Origin of the sequence: Pseudomonas sp. SWRI18 (genome assembly GCF_014268345.1) — a bacterium.
GTDB lineage: Bacteria > Pseudomonadota > Gammaproteobacteria > Pseudomonadales > Pseudomonadaceae > Aquipseudomonas > Aquipseudomonas cedrina.
Window position 1 is genome coordinate 58,740 of the sequence record NZ_JACCQQ010000016.1, and the last position, 14,322, is coordinate 73,061.

The window sequence follows — 14,322 nt, forward strand, 5'->3', positions numbered from 1 at the left end:
TCTCGGCCTCACATCAACAGGTAAAGCAGGACAATATTAACCACCAGCATCATCAAAGCCGTCGGCAGTTGGGCCTTGATCACTGCGTTTTTGTCCGGCAGCTCCAGCAACGCCGCCGGCACGATATTGAAGTTGGCGGCCATCGGGGTCATCAAGGTCCCGCAGTAGCCCGAGAACATGCCGATCGCCGCCATTACCGCCGGGTTGCCGCCGTAGATACCCACCAGCACCGGCACGCCGACGCCGCCGGTCATCACCGGGAACGCCGCGAAACCGTTCCCCATGATCACGGTAAACAGCGCCATGCCCAGCACATAGACCATCACCGCCACCAACTTGAAATCCAGGTTGATATAGGTGGTAGTGACATGGGCAACGGCCGTGCCGACCCCGGCTTCGTTAAACAACAAGCCAAGCATTGCCAGCATCTGCGGAAGCACCATGGCCCAGCCCAGGGCTTCGGTGAGCCGACGGGACTCGCGCAAGGCTTGCACCGGCGTGTCACGGGTCAGCCAACAGGCCAGGCCCAGGGCGATCAGGCAGCCGATACCAAGGGAGACAAAGGTGGTGTTCTTCGGGTCCAGCAGCGGTACGCCGCCGATCTCGGTGTGCTTGAGCAATACCGAGCCGATCACGGTAGCCAAGGGAATGGCCAACGCCGGGATAAACAACTTATGGCCCAGCCGACCGGCACTGGCACGGGAATCCTTGTCATGCAGCTCGGCATGCTTGCCACGACCGACACCGCCCATACCGGCGATCAATGCCATCACCACGAGGCCAGCCCCAATGGCCACCGACGGCAGCCGCTCACCGATCAGGAACGGAAGGGCGAACAACAGCCAGAACAGCGCACTCGACCAGCGCTTGGGATGGGTTCGGTCCAGCAAGATCATGCCCGCGGTGATCAGCAGCAGGACCCCGGCCAGCCAGTACAGGTATTGAATCGAAATGATCATTGCGCGATCTCCCCACGGGCGGCGGCAGGCGTCATCTCGCGGGTGAGTCTTCGGTCAAATCGATGCAGGCGGATCGCATGAATGATAAACGCGCAAATTGCCGTCGGAATCCCCCACACCGCAATGTGCAGCGGTTCCACATCAATCCCCGAGCCAAGCAGGAAGGTGTGCATCAATGCGATCGCACCAAAGGCCACGAAGATATCTTCACCAAAAAACAGACCGACGTTATCCGTCGCGGCGCACATGGCCAATACTTTATGGCGCAACTTGTCCGGCAGTTTGCCGTAGCGTTTTTCCGCAGCGCCCTCGGCCATCGGTGCCAGCAGCGGGCGCACCATCTGCGGGTGCCCGCCCAGGCTGGTCAAGCCCATGGCGGCCGTGGTCTCGCGCACAAACAGATACATGATCAACAAGCGCCCGACCGTGGCGCGCTCAAACCGTGCGATCCAGTTCTGCGCATGCAGGCGCAGCCCATGGCGCTCCAGCAGGCCGATGACCGCGAGGGGCAACAACAGGATCAATTGCAGGGCACGGGTCTGAAGGAAACCATCGCCCATGGTGGTGAGGATTTTTTCCAACGAAAAATGGGCGGCGAATCCGGTGGCCATAGCGGCGGCGGTGACCACCAATAAAGGGTTGATGCGTAGAACAAAGCCAACCACGATCACGAGTACGCCGATCAACGGCCATAAGTTCACAACAGTTTGCATGGCGGTGAGGTCCTTTAGTGCGCGCTGCGGCGCCATTACAGCAGGATGTGAACAAAGGGTTCACAGCAGGAAGTGGCGTGCAGTCGGCTCGGTTTTTTATTGTTGACCCGAAAGGTCGAGCGTCAGTGGCGGCAACTTTGCTGCCTGGGGACGGGGGGTGTCCAACAAGAAAAATTGTTGCTGCGAACCAATAAATTTTGTGAGTGATTGCACAGTGCGCACGTAACGAGATGTGGACAGATCAAAGGGGATTCACGCATCTTAGTGCCGCCCGTTTATCAGGCGTGCGCGGGTGACTTGAGCACGCCTCCTTCAATACTGTTGTGGATATGGAAATTCAATGAAAACCCAAAAGGTCCTGATCGCTCTCTCCTGCGCCGTTGCTTTGTCCATGCTCGGTGGTTGCGCCGCCAAGGTAAAAAGCGGGGGCAGCGCCGCGCTGGCCATCCCGGACTCCGCCAAACACAACCTGGTGGTCAGCATCAAAGGCGAAGGACAGGTGGAGCAGAATCCGGATTGGAACCTGCTCAAGCGCGACTGGAACAACGCGCTCCAGGTCGAAGCGCGCCAGGCGGGCTTCAACGTCACGGAAAGTCCCGCAGTGACCCCAAGCGGTGAAGACGGCGTGGGCATCAGCATCAACGTCAGCAAGTTCCGCTACATCGAACCAGGCTCGCGGTACGTGGCCGGCGCGCTGGTCGGTAATGCCTGGGTGTTCTCCCGCGCCGACTACTCCGACCTCAAATCCGGCGCGCCGCTTGGATCGCGTACTTACGACACCTCATCGTCCGCCTGGGAAGGCATTGCCTCGGCCATGACGCAGAAACAGGTGCAGGCGATTGCCAAGCAGATGATCAGCGATATCAAGAGCGCCAAAGCCAAGTAATTCGTTCTGATGAGCGAATTTTTCGAGCTGATCTGGAAGCTGATCGACGTGGTACTCAGGTTTCTGGAGGTCGCCAGCGACTACACCCCACCCCGGCGAAAACGCGCGTTCTCATTCGGATTCGTCATGTTTCTGCTGCTGGTGGCAGTGCTTGAATGGGTGCTGCTGCAGGTATTTTTTGGCGGCGGGGGCTGAAGCTCCCCGTGAGATCGGCGCTATTTACCAGGTGAGCGATTTGCAAATGTTTTGCAAATCGCAGCCAACAAAAAAGGGCTCACCTTTCGGTGAGCCCTTCTAGACCGCCCAGCAGAGCGGATTTTGTTTGGTAGGCGCGATTGGACTCGAACCAACGACCCCCACCATGTCAAGGTGGTGCTCTAACCAACTGAGCTACGTGCCTGCTGTGAGGCGGCATTCTACGGAATTCCGGTGGGGTGTCAACATCTTTTTTGCAGCTAACCCTATGAATATGCGAATTATTTATTTGCATCGGGCATGCCCGTTGATTTTCGGGCGGCTGGCAGGCAATTTTCAACTCAGGTAGGATCGGTGCACTCGTAAAAAATATAAAACAGAGGTTCCAGGATGGCGAACACCCCCTATCCCCAGTCGTATTACGCCGCTTCCGCGAATGCCGTTCCACCTCGGCAGATGTTGCAAGGCGAGGTTGAAACCGATGTGTGCGTGATCGGCGCCGGTTATACCGGTCTCTCCAGCGCGCTGTTCCTGCTGGAGAACGGTTTTCGCGTGACGGTGCTGGAGGCCGCCAAGGTGGGGTTTGGCGCCTCGGGCCGCAACGGCGGGCAGATCGTCAACAGCTACAGCCGTGATATCGACGTGATCGAGCGCAGTGTCGGACCCCAGCAGGCGCAATTATTGGGGCAGATGGCATTTGAAGGCGGCCGGATCATTCGCGAGCGAGTGGCCAAGTATCAGATCCAGTGCGACTTGAAGGACGGCGGTGTATTCGCCGCCCTCAACAGCAAGCACATGGGCCACCTGGAATCGCAGAAACGCCTGTGGGAACGCTACGGCCATACGCAGCTGGAGTTGCTGGACGAACGCCGTATTCGCGAGGTGGTTGCCTGCGACAATTACGTCGGCGGCTTGCTGGACATGAGCGGTGGGCATATCCACCCGCTTAACCTGGCGCTCGGCGAAGCGGCAGCGGTGGAATCCCTGGGCGGTACGATCTACGAGCAATCGGCGGCGGTGCGTATCGAGCGCGGCGCCAACCCGGTGGTGCACACTGCCGAGGGCCGGGTCAGGGCCAAGTTCATCATCGTCGCGGGCAATGCGTACCTGGGCAACCTGGTGCCGGAGCTGGCGGCCAAGTCGATGCCCTGCGGCACGCAAGTGATCACGACGGCGCCCCTGGGCGATGAGCTGGCGAAGACACTGCTGCCGCAGGATTACTGCGTCGAAGATTGTAATTACCTGCTCGACTACTACCGCCTCACCCGCGACAAGCGCCTGATCTTCGGCGGTGGCGTGGTGTACGGCGCGCGCGACCCGGCGAACATCGAGGCGATCATCCGCCCGAAGATGCTCAAGGCCTTCCCGCAGCTCAAGGACGTGAAGATTGACTACGCCTGGACTGGCAATTTCCTGCTGACCCTGTCGCGCTTGCCGCAAGTGGGTCGCCTGGGCGACAACATCTACTATTCGCAAGGCTGCAGCGGCCATGGCGTAACGTATACACATTTGGCTGGCAAGGTACTGGCGGAGGCGCTCAGAGGGCAGGCGGAACGTTTTGATGCGTTTGCCGACCTGCCGCACTACCCGTTCCCGGGCGGGCAAATGCTGCGTACGCCGTTTGCAGCGCTGGGCGCCTGGTATTACGGGTTGCGGGATAAACTCGGGTTCTGATGGTGCAAGGGCTTGCCTGCGATGCGCAGACGCGAATCCCAATGAGACCGCGTCGATCCTATCGCAGGCAAGCCAGCTCCCACATTGACCGCGCCTGACTTGGACTCAAATCGCGGACACAAAAAACCCCGGTCTCTCGACCAGGGTATTTGCTATCGGATCAAAGTAGCCAATGGCTTTCTTTGTGCTTCAAGGCGTTCAGCGGGCCTTGAGGCAGATATGGCGCAGCGGACGGGACTCGAACCCGCGACCCCCGGCGTGACAGGCCGGTATTCTAACCGACTGAACTACCGCTGCGTATCGCTTGACCGGCTGAGCCTAAACTCTCAACCGCCTTGAACATCTGATCGATCAGCTTTTGCTGTTCAATCTCAAGCCCGATAAATCGAACCTGGAAATATGGCGCAGCGGACGGGACTCGAACCCGCGACCCCCGGCGTGACAGGCCGGTATTCTAACCGACTGAACTACCGCTGCGCGTCGGTGCAACCTTTAACGTTGCGTCTTGCCCTGGGGCAAAACTCTCAAGAAGTGGTGGGTGATGACGGGATCGAACCGCCGACCCTCTGCTTGTAAGGCAGATGCTCTCCCAGCTGAGCTAATCACCCTTTGCTTCGTTGAGGCCGCGAAATTTACGCAGGTAGCGGACCTAAGTCAATAGCCCGCTTGAAGTTTTTCTGAAAAAGACAAATTTGCTTCAAGACCGCTCCCTGCCCTACTCGCTGTAAATCATCTTCTTGCTCATGCCGCCGTCCACGACAAACTCCTGCCCGGTGACAAACCCCGCTTGGCGCGACAGCAGCCACGCCACCATCGCCGCCACGTCCTCCACGGTACCTACCCTGCCTGCCGGATGCTGGGCATGATCGGTGTCGCTCAACGGCTCGGCGCGACGGGCTGCAGGATCACGTGCGTCGATCCAGCCAGGGCTGACGGCATTGACCCGCACTTCGGGCCCAAGGCTCATCGCCAACGCATGCGTGAGGGCCAGCAAGCCACCTTTGCTCGCCGCATAGGCTTCGGTATCCGGCTCCGACTGACGCGCCCGGGTCGACGCCAGGTTGACGATGGCACCACCATGGGCGCGCAGATACGGCGCGCAGTGCTTGGCCAATAACATCGGACCGCTGAGATTGACCGCCATCACCCGGTTCCAGTAGGCCAGGTCCAGGCTTTCCAGGGTGATGTTGTGCGGGTCGGCCACCGCCGCATTGCACACCAATGCGTCGAGGCGGCCAAACTGCCCCAATACCTCGGCGACACCTTGAGCCACTTGTTTCTCGTCAGCCACGTCCATGGTGATAAACCAGGCGTTTTCGCCCAGCACCTTGGACACCTTGGCGCCGCGCTCGCGGTCCAGGTCGGTCAACACCACCTGCCAGCCTTCGCTGATCAGCCACGCCGCGATCCCGAGGCCAATGCCCCGCGCCGCGCCGGTCACCAGCGCGACACGCCCGTTACTGGCTGCCGCGGCTTCCATGGACCACTCGATCACAAGGCGGCCAGCCCGCGAGCCAGGTCGGCCTGCAAGTCAGCCACGTCTTCAAGGCCCACTGCAACGCGGATCAGGCTGTCACGGATACCCGCCGCCTCACGCTCCTGAGGCGCCAGGCGCCCGTGGGAGGTGGTGCTCGGATGGGTAATGGTGGTCTTGCTGTCGCCCAGGTTGGCGGTGATGGAGATCAGGCGCGTCGCATCGATAAAGCGCCAGGCACCCTCTTTGCCGCCCTTCACTTCGAAGCTCACCACGGCACCGAAACCACGCTGCTGGCGCTGGGCCAATGCATGTTGCGGGTGGCTCTTGAGGCCGGCGTAGTGCACCTTCTCGATACCGTCCTGCTGCTCCAGCCACTCGGCCAGGGCCTGGGCATTGGCGCAATGGGCTTTCATGCGCAGGCTGAGGGTTTCCAGGCCCTTGAGGAAGATCCAGGCGTTGAATGGGCTCAAGGTCGGGCCAGCCGTGCGCAGGAAGCCAACCACTTCCTTCATCTGCTCGCTGCGCCCCGCGACCACGCCGCCCATGCAGCGACCCTGGCCGTCGATGAACTTGGTGGCCGAGTGCACGACGATGTCCGCGCCCAGCTTCAGCGGCTGCTGCAGCGCCGGGGTGCAGAAGCAGTTGTCGACCACCAGCATAGTGCCCTTGGCATGGGCCACTTCGGCCAACGCGGCGATATCCACCAGCTCGGCCAACGGGTTGGACGGCGATTCGACGAACAGCAAGCGGGTGTTAGTCTTGATCGCGGCATCCCAACCGGACAGGTCTGCCAGCGGCACGTAGTCCACTTCAATGCCAAAGCGCTTGAAGTATTTCTCGAACAGGCTGATGGTCGAGCCGAACACGCTGCGCGACACCAGTACATGGTCGCCGGCGCTGCACAGACTCATCACCACCGCCAGGATGGCCGCCATGCCGGTCGCCGTAGCGACCGCCTGCTCGGCGCCTTCCAGCGCCGCGATACGCTCTTCGAACGCGCGCACGGTCGGGTTGGTGTAGCGCGAATAGACGTTGCCCGGCACTTCACCGGCAAAGCGCGCAGCCGCATCGGCGGCCGTGCGGAACACATAGCTGGAGGTGAAGAACATCGGGTCACCGTGCTCACCTTCCGGGGTGCGGTGCTGGCCGGCGCGCACAGCCAGGGTATCGAAAGCTACGCCATCGAGGTCGCTGTCCAACCGACCGGCATCCCATTCCTGACTCATGCTGCCCCTCCTTACTCAATTCTTTATTTAAGATACAAAACCGGCCCCTCAGGGCCGGTTGTCACTCAGTTGTTATACAGATCGATGATCGCACTGACCGCCTGGGTCTTGATCTTGGACGAGTCATTGCGCGCCTGCTCGATCTTGTTCAGGTAGGCCTCGTCGACATCACCGGTCACGTACTTGCCGTCGAACACGGCGCAGTCGAACTGGTCGATCTTGATCTTGCCACCGCCGACCGCTTCGATCAGGTCCGGCAGGTCCTGGTAGATCAGCCAGTCAGCGCCGATCAGGTCGGCAACGTCCTGGGTCGAGCGGTTGTGAGCGATCAGCTCGTGGGCGCTCGGCATGTCGATACCGTACACGTTCGGGTAACGCACCGCAGGCGCCGCGGAACAGAAATACACATTCTTCGCACCGGCTTCGCGGGCCATCTGGATGATCTGCTTGCAGGTGGTGCCGCGCACGATGGAGTCATCCACCAGCATCACATTCTTGCCGCGAAATTCCAGCTCGATGGCGTTGAGCTTCTGGCGCACCGATTTCTTGCGTGCAGCCTGGCCCGGCATGATGAAGGTACGCCCGATGTAGCGGTTCTTCACGAAGCCTTCGCGGAACTTGACGCCCAGGTGGTTGGCCAGTTCCAGCGCAGCGGTACGGCTGGTGTCGGGAATCGGGATTACGACGTCGATATCGTGCTCGGGACGCTCGCGCAGGATCTTATCGGCCAGTTTCTCACCCATGCGCAGGCGCGCCTTGTACACCGAAACCCCGTCGATGATCGAATCCGGACGCGCCAGGTAGACGTGTTCGAAGATGCACGGGGTGAGTTTCGGCGCGACGGCGCATTGGCGCGTGTGCAGCTTGCCGTCTTCGGTGATGTACACCGCTTCGCCCGGCGCGAGGTCGCGGATCAGGGTAAAGCCCAGCACGTCCAGGGACACGCTTTCGGAAGCGATCATGTACTCGACGCCTTCGTCGGTGTGACGCTGGCCGAACACGATCGGGCGAATGCCGTGCGGGTCACGGAAGCCGACGATGCCATAACCGGTGATCATGGCCACCACGGCGTAACCACCCACGCAACGGTTGTGCACGTCGGTGACGGCGGCGAACACATCTTCTTCGGTCGGCTGCAGCTTGCCGCGCTGGGCCAGCTCGTGAGCGAACACGTTGAGCAGCACTTCCGAGTCGGAGTTGGTGTTGACGTGGCGCAGGTCGGACTCGTAAATCTCCTTGGCCAGCTGTTCAACGTTGGTCAGGTTGCCGTTGTGCGCCAGGGTAATGCCATAAGGCGAGTTGACGTAAAACGGTTGAGCTTCGGCCGATGTCGAGCTACCGGCAGTCGGGTAACGCACATGGCCAATACCCATGTGCCCGACCAGGCGCTGCATGTGACGTTGGTGGAACACGTCACGGACCAACCCGTTGTCCTTGCGCAGGAATAACCGGCCGTCGTGGCTGGTCACAATACCGGCAGCGTCCTGGCCGCGGTGCTGGAGGACGGTTAGCGCGTCATACAGCGCCTGATTCACGTTCGACTTACCGACGATACCGACGATGCCACACATGCGACGCAACCCCTACTTAATGAATCTTGACTGAACACAGCTTACTGAGGCGTTTTGGCCGGTAAGAGGTGCTCCTTGAACGGAAGATCAGCGGGTACGCTGATTCCGCTGGCCAGCCACTGACTGCTCCACCCCAGAATGAGGTTCTTGGACCAATCTGCAACCAATAGAAATTTTGGCACGAGTACCGACTCTTGCCACCATGCATCCTGCTGTACCGGCCCCAGGCTCAACAGCCCGACCGCCACGACGACCAGCAAGGCGCCACGCGCAGCGCCGAAGACCATACCGAGGAATCGATCGGTCCCGGAAAGGCCGGTGACACGTATCAACTCGCCAATAAGATAATTGACCATTGCCCCCACCAGCAGCGTGGCGATGAACATGATGGCGCAGCCCGCGATGACGCGGGCCGAGGGCGTCTCGATGTACCCGGCCAGGTAGACCGACAATGAACCGCCAAACATCCAGGCTACGACTCCTGCGATGATCCAGGTCAGCAACGACAATGCTTCTTTTACGAAGCCGCGGCTTAGACTGATCAAAGCGGAGATGGCGACGATTGCAACAATCGCCCAATCAACCCAGGTAAATGGCACGTTTGAGCCTACGGACGGATGAGGCGGCGCATTTTAGCAGAGCGTCGGGCTATCGGTAAGCGGTGATTGCGGCTGCTTTGCAAATCAATAGTTTGTGGCAAGCACGGTGCATTTCAAGCCCACCCCAAAACGAATGTGGGAGCGGGCTTGCTCGCGAAGGCGGCGTGTCAGTCACTAAGTATATTGACTGATAGACCGTATTCGCGAGCAAGCCCGCTCCCACATTTAGATCGCATTGCCAACCGGAGTTGGCAATTGTTCAACCACGCTCAGGCTGGAAACGCGTCACGAAACCCTTGAGGTTCTGCTGGCGATCGAGCAAGTCGCGCAGGCGATCCGCTTCGGCACGCTCGATCAGCGGCCCGATAAACACCCGGTTCTTGCCGTCGGCGCTGCGGATATAGGCGTTATAACCCTGGCTACGCAGTTTCTTCTGCAAAGCGTCGGCGCCTTCGCGATTACCCAGGCTGGCCACTTGAATCGACCAACTGATCGGCAAGCCATTCGGGTCGATACGGCTCTGCCCCACGTCCGGCTTGCCCGGTGCGGCAGGTTGCGGCGCTACCGGCTTGGGTGCCGGCGCCGGGGCGGCGGGCTTGGCCGCTACGGTCGGTGCCGGAACCGGCTTGACGACCGGCACGCTTGGCTGCACCGGCATCGACGGCGCTTGCTGAGCGGCCACCTCGTCATCGGTCGGCACAGGTTCTTCTTCCGGCAACGCCTGCGGCTCAGGCACCACCACCGGCTCAACCTGTACCTGGGGCACCGCGGGCGCCTGTGGAGCGGCCGGGGCCTCGACCACGACCTGGCGCTCTTCATCCTGGCGAGAGAACAGCATCGGCAGGAAAATCACCGCCAACGCCACCAGGACCAGGGCTCCAACCATTCGCTGCTTGTATGCGCTATCGAGTAATGCCATGTGCAGCTTCCTCCGTGGAGCGCCGGGCCAACCACTCGAGCGCCTCGGCAACACAATAAAATGACCCGAACAACAGAATCTCATCGTCGGGCGTGGCAACGGCGCACTGCGCTTGAAGGGCATCGATCACGCTTGCATACGACGCCACGGGCGCGCCAAGGTTCTGCAAGAACATCGCCAGTTCCGCGACAGGACGGCTGCGCGGTGTATCCAGCGGTGCCACGGCCCACGCCTGGACAGTGTCCAGCAAGGGTGCGATCACACCTTCCAGGTCCTTGTCGGCCAGCAGGCCGAACACGGCAAGACGACGACCAACCGGCGGCGTGCGCGACAAGCGTTGCGCCAGGTACTCGGCCGCGTGGGGGTTATGCCCCACATCCAGCAACAGATTCAAGCGTTTACCCTGCCATTCGACCTCGCGACGGTCCAGGCGCCCCGCCACGCGCGTTGCCAGCAGGGTGGCAGCAATCTGCGCGGCGTTCCACGGCAGATCCAGCAGCAGATACGCCTGCAGCGCGAGCGCGGCGTTTTCCATCGGCAGGTTCAGCAGCGGCAGGCCGCGAAGCTCCACGACCTGGCCGCGGGCATCGCGTCCACGCCAGTGCCAGTGCTGCCCGTCGATCTCAAGACCGAATTCACGCCCGCGCAGGAAAAACGGGCAATTCAGCTCGCGCACCTTGTCCAGCAAGGTCTGCGGCGGGTCCAGGTCCCCACAGAGCGCAGGTCGGCCCTGGCGGAAGATACCGGCTTTTTCATAGGCCACGGACTCGCGGGTATCACCCAGGTAATCGGCGTGATCCACACCAATGCTGGTGACCAGCGCCAGGTCGGCATCCACCACGTTGACCGTGTCGAGGCGCCCGCCCAGGCCGACTTCCAGCACCACCACATCCAGTTGTGCACGCTCGAACAGCCAGAACGCTGCCAGGGTGCCCATCTCGAAGTACGTCAGGGATATCTCGCCTCGGCCCGCATCCAGCGCGGCGAACGCTTCGCAGAGCTGCTCATCGGTGGCTTCGCTGCCATTGAGTTGCACCCGCTCGTTATAACGCAGCAGGTGCGGGGAATTGTAGACGCCGACTTTCAGGCCTTGAGCCTGCAGCAGCGCCGCGACAAAGGCACAGGTGGAGCCCTTGCCGTTGGTGCCAGTCACCGTGATCACGCGCGGTGCCGGCCGGCCCAACCCGAGGCGGGCCGCTACCTGTTGCGAGCGCTCCAGGCCCATGTCGATGGCGGACGGATGCAACTGCTCAAGGTAGGCGAGCCATTCGCCCAGGGTCCGCTGGGTCATAGGTTTGCAGGCACCGGCGGCACGACAATCGGCTCAACTTTAGGCGCGACGTACACAGGGGTCGGCAAGCCCATCATCTGGGCCAGCAGGCTGCCCAGGCGTGGACGCAGTTCACCGCGCGGAATGATCAGGTCAATCGCGCCGTGCTCCAGCAGGAACTCGCTGCGCTGGAAGCCTTCCGGCAGTTTTTCGCGCACGGTCTGCTCGATCACGCGCGGGCCGGCAAAACCGATCAACGCTTTCGGCTCACCGACGATCACATCGCCCAGCATCGCCAGGCTGGCGGATACGCCGCCGTAGACCGGGTCGGTCAGCACGGAAATGAACGGGATGCCTTCTTCGCGCAGACGTGCCAGTACCGCAGAGGTCTTGGCCATTTGCATCAGCGAAATCAGGGCTTCCTGCATGCGCGCGCCACCGGAGGCCGCGAAGCAGATCATCGGGCAACGGTTTTCCAGGGCGTAGTTGGCGGCGCGAACGAAGCGCTCGCCGACGATGGCGCCCATGGAACCGCCCATGAAGGAGAACTCGAACGCCGACACCACAACCGGCATGCCCAGCAGCTTGCCGCTGACGGAAATCAGCGCGTCTTTCTCGCCGGTCTGCTTTTGTGCAGCGGTCAGGCGGTCCTTGTACTTCTTGCCGTCGCGGAATTTGAGACGGTCCACCGGCTCCAGGTCGGCGCCCAGCTCGTTGCGGCCTTCGGCGTCAAGGAAGATGTCGATGCGGGCGCGGGCGCCGATACGCATGTGGTGGTTGCACTTGGGGCAAACGTCCAGGGTCTTTTCCAGCTCCGGGCGGTACAGCACCGCGTCGCAGGATGGGCACTTGTGCCACAGACCTTCAGGAACCGAGCTTTTCTTCACCTCGGAACGCATGATCGAAGGGATCAGTTTGTCTACTAACCAGTTGCTCATGCTTTCTTTCTCCAGTACCGGTGGCTTGAACACAGCCCCGCGTATGCCCTTGAGCTAAATTCATATGTGGCGATGACACATGCTGGACGGGGTCAGACGTTCGACCGGCCTTTTCCCGCACGTATCCCTCAGCCTTCCAGACAACCTGCCAGCGCAGGGTTGCCACTTCGTTTCCGGGCCACCCGCAGGCGGCGCCAGGCTGTTTTACACAGTGGTAGTTATGGACGGCGGCAGACTGCCAGCCGTCACATCCCACCACAGCTGTTGCGCACGGCCTGCACGAATGCGCGAATCTTGCCGTGGTCCTTGATGCCCTTGCCCTGCTCTACCCCACCGCTCACATCCACGGCGTACGGTCGCACCTGCTTGATCGCCGCTTCGACATTGGCCGGGTCGAGCCCGCCGGCCAGGATGATCGGCTTGGTCAAGCCCGCGGGAATCAGCGACCAATCGAACGCTTCGCCCGTACCGCCGGGCACGCCTTCTACATAGGTGTCCAGCAGAATCCCGCGAGCACCCGCATAGGCTGCGCACGCAGCCGCAATGTCTTCGCCGGCCTTGACGCGCAACGCCTTGATATAGGGACGCTGGTAGCTTTCACATTCGTCCGGCGTTTCGTCGCCATGGAACTGCAACATGTCCAGCGGTACGGCATCCAGGGTTTCGTTGAGTTCGCAGCGGCTGGCGTTGACGAACAAGCCCACGGTGGTGACGAACGGCGGCAGTGCGGCGATGATCGCCCGCGCCTGCAGCACATTCACCGCTCGCGGGCTCTTGGCATAAAACACCAGGCCGATGGCATCTGCACCGGCCTCGACTGCCGCCAGCGCGTCTTCTATGCGGGTAATCCCGCAAATCTTGCTGCGAACGGCTGACATGTCGTGGGAACCTCAGGTGTTGGGCCGAGAAAGTCCCGGATGGTAACAAAAGCTTTTCCAGGCGTCAGCCGCCAAGTTCGCTGAAACCTGTCAGGAAATGTGGCCCGATGAAACGCTCCGGCAGCTCGAACTCGTCACGGTACTCCACATCCACCAGGTACAGACCGAACGGATGCGCCGTGACCCCGCCGGTGCGACGCACGCGGCTTTCCAGCACTTCCTTGGCCCACTCCACCGGGCGCTCGCCGGTGCCGATGGTCATCAGCACCCCGGCGATGTTACGCACCATGTGATGCAGGAAGGCGCCGGCACGGATATCCAGCACGATCATCTTGCCGTGGCGGGTCACTCGCAGGTGGTGGACTTCCTTGATCGGCGACTTGGCCTGGCACTGGCCGGCACGAAAGGCGCTGAAATCGTGCACGCCCACCAGATGCTGGGCAGCTTGAGCCATGCGTTCGGCGTCGAGCGGGCGGTGGTTCCAGGTGATTTCCTGGTTGAGGTGCGCCGGGCGGATCTGGTCGTTGTAGATCACATAGCGGTAACGCCGGGCGATGGCCTTGAAGCGCGCATGAAAGTGCGCCGGCATGACCTTGGCCCAGGTGACGCTGACGTCATGGGGCAAATTGATATTAGCGCCCATCACCCAAGCCTTCATCGACCGTTCAGCCTGGGTATCGAAGTGCACCACCTGGCCGCAGGCATGCACACCCGCATCGGTACGCCCGGCGCACATCAGCGATACCGGAGAGTCGGCGACTTTCGACAGCGCGTTTTCAAGGGTTTCCTGCACCGTCAGCACGCCGCTGGCCTGACGCTGCCAGCCGCGATAGCGCGAGCCTTTGTATTCCACGCCCAGGGCGATGCGGTTAAAGCCTGCGGCCGCCATTTCGGCGGCCGCGTTATCTATATTTGCCAAGAACTGAGAGCCTGATGGGTTGCGCAAAGGCGGGCATTATGCCGGATTGTGTGGGAGCTGGCTTGCCTGCGATGCGGGCGCCTCGGTCCTCCAGCCAA

The 14,322-nt window shown here is 61.3% G+C and carries 14 protein-coding genes and 4 tRNA genes; 3 read left to right on the forward strand and 15 right to left on the reverse strand.

The window, feature by feature from the left end:
• Positions 1-8 precede the first annotated feature (8 nt).
• Positions 9-959 (reverse strand): DUF979 domain-containing protein, encoded by a 951-nt coding sequence (locus H0Z09_RS17910; protein WP_186692002.1) that lies wholly within the window; start codon positions 957-959, stop codon positions 9-11.
• Complete coding sequence (locus H0Z09_RS17915) at positions 956-1,672, reverse strand: DUF969 domain-containing protein (protein ID WP_186692004.1); 717 nt, start codon at positions 1,670-1,672, stop codon at positions 956-958. Before H0Z09_RS17915 ends, H0Z09_RS17910 begins: the two co-directional genes overlap by 4 nt.
• Positions 1,673-2,012: 340 nt before the next feature.
• Here H0Z09_RS17915 and H0Z09_RS17920 point away from each other — a divergent pair, with 340 nt between their 5' ends.
• Positions 2,013-2,558 carry a DUF4410 domain-containing protein gene (locus tag H0Z09_RS17920; RefSeq protein WP_186692007.1) on the forward strand — a complete coding sequence of 182 codons (546 nt, stop codon included), beginning with the start codon at positions 2,013-2,015 and terminating at the stop codon, positions 2,556-2,558.
• Between the two features lie 9 nt (positions 2,559-2,567).
• Positions 2,568-2,753 carry a hypothetical protein gene (locus tag H0Z09_RS17925; protein ID WP_186692009.1) on the forward strand — a complete coding sequence of 62 codons (186 nt, stop codon included), beginning with the start codon at positions 2,568-2,570 and terminating at the stop codon, positions 2,751-2,753.
• 128 nt (positions 2,754-2,881) lie between these two features.
• Here H0Z09_RS17925 and H0Z09_RS17930 read toward each other — a convergent pair.
• Positions 2,882-2,958: transfer RNA gene (locus tag H0Z09_RS17930), tRNA-Val, on the reverse strand.
• Between the two features lie 185 nt (positions 2,959-3,143).
• Between H0Z09_RS17930 and H0Z09_RS17935 the strand changes: the two genes are divergently transcribed.
• Positions 3,144-4,427, forward strand: coding sequence for an FAD-binding oxidoreductase (locus tag H0Z09_RS17935; protein ID WP_186692012.1), 1,284 nt, complete (start codon positions 3,144-3,146; stop codon positions 4,425-4,427).
• Positions 4,428-4,647: 220 nt separating this feature from the next.
• Here the strand turns inward: H0Z09_RS17935 and H0Z09_RS17940 are convergent.
• The 12 genes from H0Z09_RS17940 to truA all read right to left on the reverse strand — a co-directional run bounded on the left by H0Z09_RS17940 (position 4,648) and on the right by truA (position 14,194).
• Positions 4,648-4,724: transfer RNA gene (locus H0Z09_RS17940), tRNA-Asp, on the reverse strand.
• A 103-nt stretch (positions 4,725-4,827) separates the two neighbouring features.
• Positions 4,828-4,904: transfer RNA gene (locus H0Z09_RS17945), tRNA-Asp, on the reverse strand.
• A gap of 55 nt (positions 4,905-4,959) precedes the next feature.
• Positions 4,960-5,035 (reverse strand) — tRNA-Val (locus tag H0Z09_RS17950).
• 107 nt (positions 5,036-5,142) lie between these two features.
• Positions 5,143-5,907 (reverse strand): SDR family oxidoreductase, encoded by a 765-nt coding sequence (locus H0Z09_RS17955; RefSeq protein ID WP_076953555.1) that lies wholly within the window; start codon positions 5,905-5,907, stop codon positions 5,143-5,145.
• Between the two features lie 11 nt (positions 5,908-5,918).
• Entirely contained in the window at positions 5,919-7,130 is a 1,212-nt protein-coding gene (locus H0Z09_RS17960) for an O-succinylhomoserine sulfhydrylase (RefSeq protein ID WP_076953553.1), read from the reverse strand.
• A 65-nt stretch (positions 7,131-7,195) separates the two neighbouring features.
• The gene (gene purF, locus H0Z09_RS17965) at positions 7,196-8,701 is read right to left on the reverse strand and encodes an amidophosphoribosyltransferase (RefSeq protein ID WP_076953551.1); all 1,506 of its coding nucleotides are present in this window, start codon (positions 8,699-8,701) and stop codon (positions 7,196-7,198) included.
• A 41-nt stretch (positions 8,702-8,742) separates the two neighbouring features.
• Entirely contained in the window at positions 8,743-9,300 is a 558-nt protein-coding gene (locus H0Z09_RS17970) for a CvpA family protein (protein ID WP_169376860.1), read from the reverse strand.
• A gap of 259 nt (positions 9,301-9,559) precedes the next feature.
• Positions 9,560-10,219, reverse strand: coding sequence for an SPOR domain-containing protein (locus H0Z09_RS17975; protein ID WP_076953546.1), 660 nt, complete (start codon positions 10,217-10,219; stop codon positions 9,560-9,562).
• A complete protein-coding gene (gene folC, locus H0Z09_RS17980) occupies positions 10,203-11,510 on the reverse strand; it encodes a bifunctional tetrahydrofolate synthase/dihydrofolate synthase (protein ID WP_186692014.1) in 1,308 nt (435 codons plus the stop codon). Before folC ends, H0Z09_RS17975 begins: the two co-directional genes overlap by 17 nt.
• Positions 11,507-12,427 carry an acetyl-CoA carboxylase, carboxyltransferase subunit beta gene (accD, locus tag H0Z09_RS17985; protein ID WP_169376857.1) on the reverse strand — a complete coding sequence of 307 codons (921 nt, stop codon included), beginning with the start codon at positions 12,425-12,427 and terminating at the stop codon, positions 11,507-11,509. The genes folC and accD overlap by 4 nt, the downstream gene beginning before the upstream one ends.
• Before the next feature lie 245 nt (positions 12,428-12,672).
• Complete coding sequence (locus H0Z09_RS17990; RefSeq protein ID WP_186692016.1) at positions 12,673-13,305, reverse strand: phosphoribosylanthranilate isomerase; 633 nt, start codon at positions 13,303-13,305, stop codon at positions 12,673-12,675.
• A gap of 64 nt (positions 13,306-13,369) precedes the next feature.
• Entirely contained in the window at positions 13,370-14,194 is an 825-nt protein-coding gene (gene truA, locus H0Z09_RS17995; RefSeq protein WP_076953538.1) for a tRNA pseudouridine(38-40) synthase TruA, read from the reverse strand.
• Positions 14,195-14,322 lie beyond the last annotated feature (128 nt).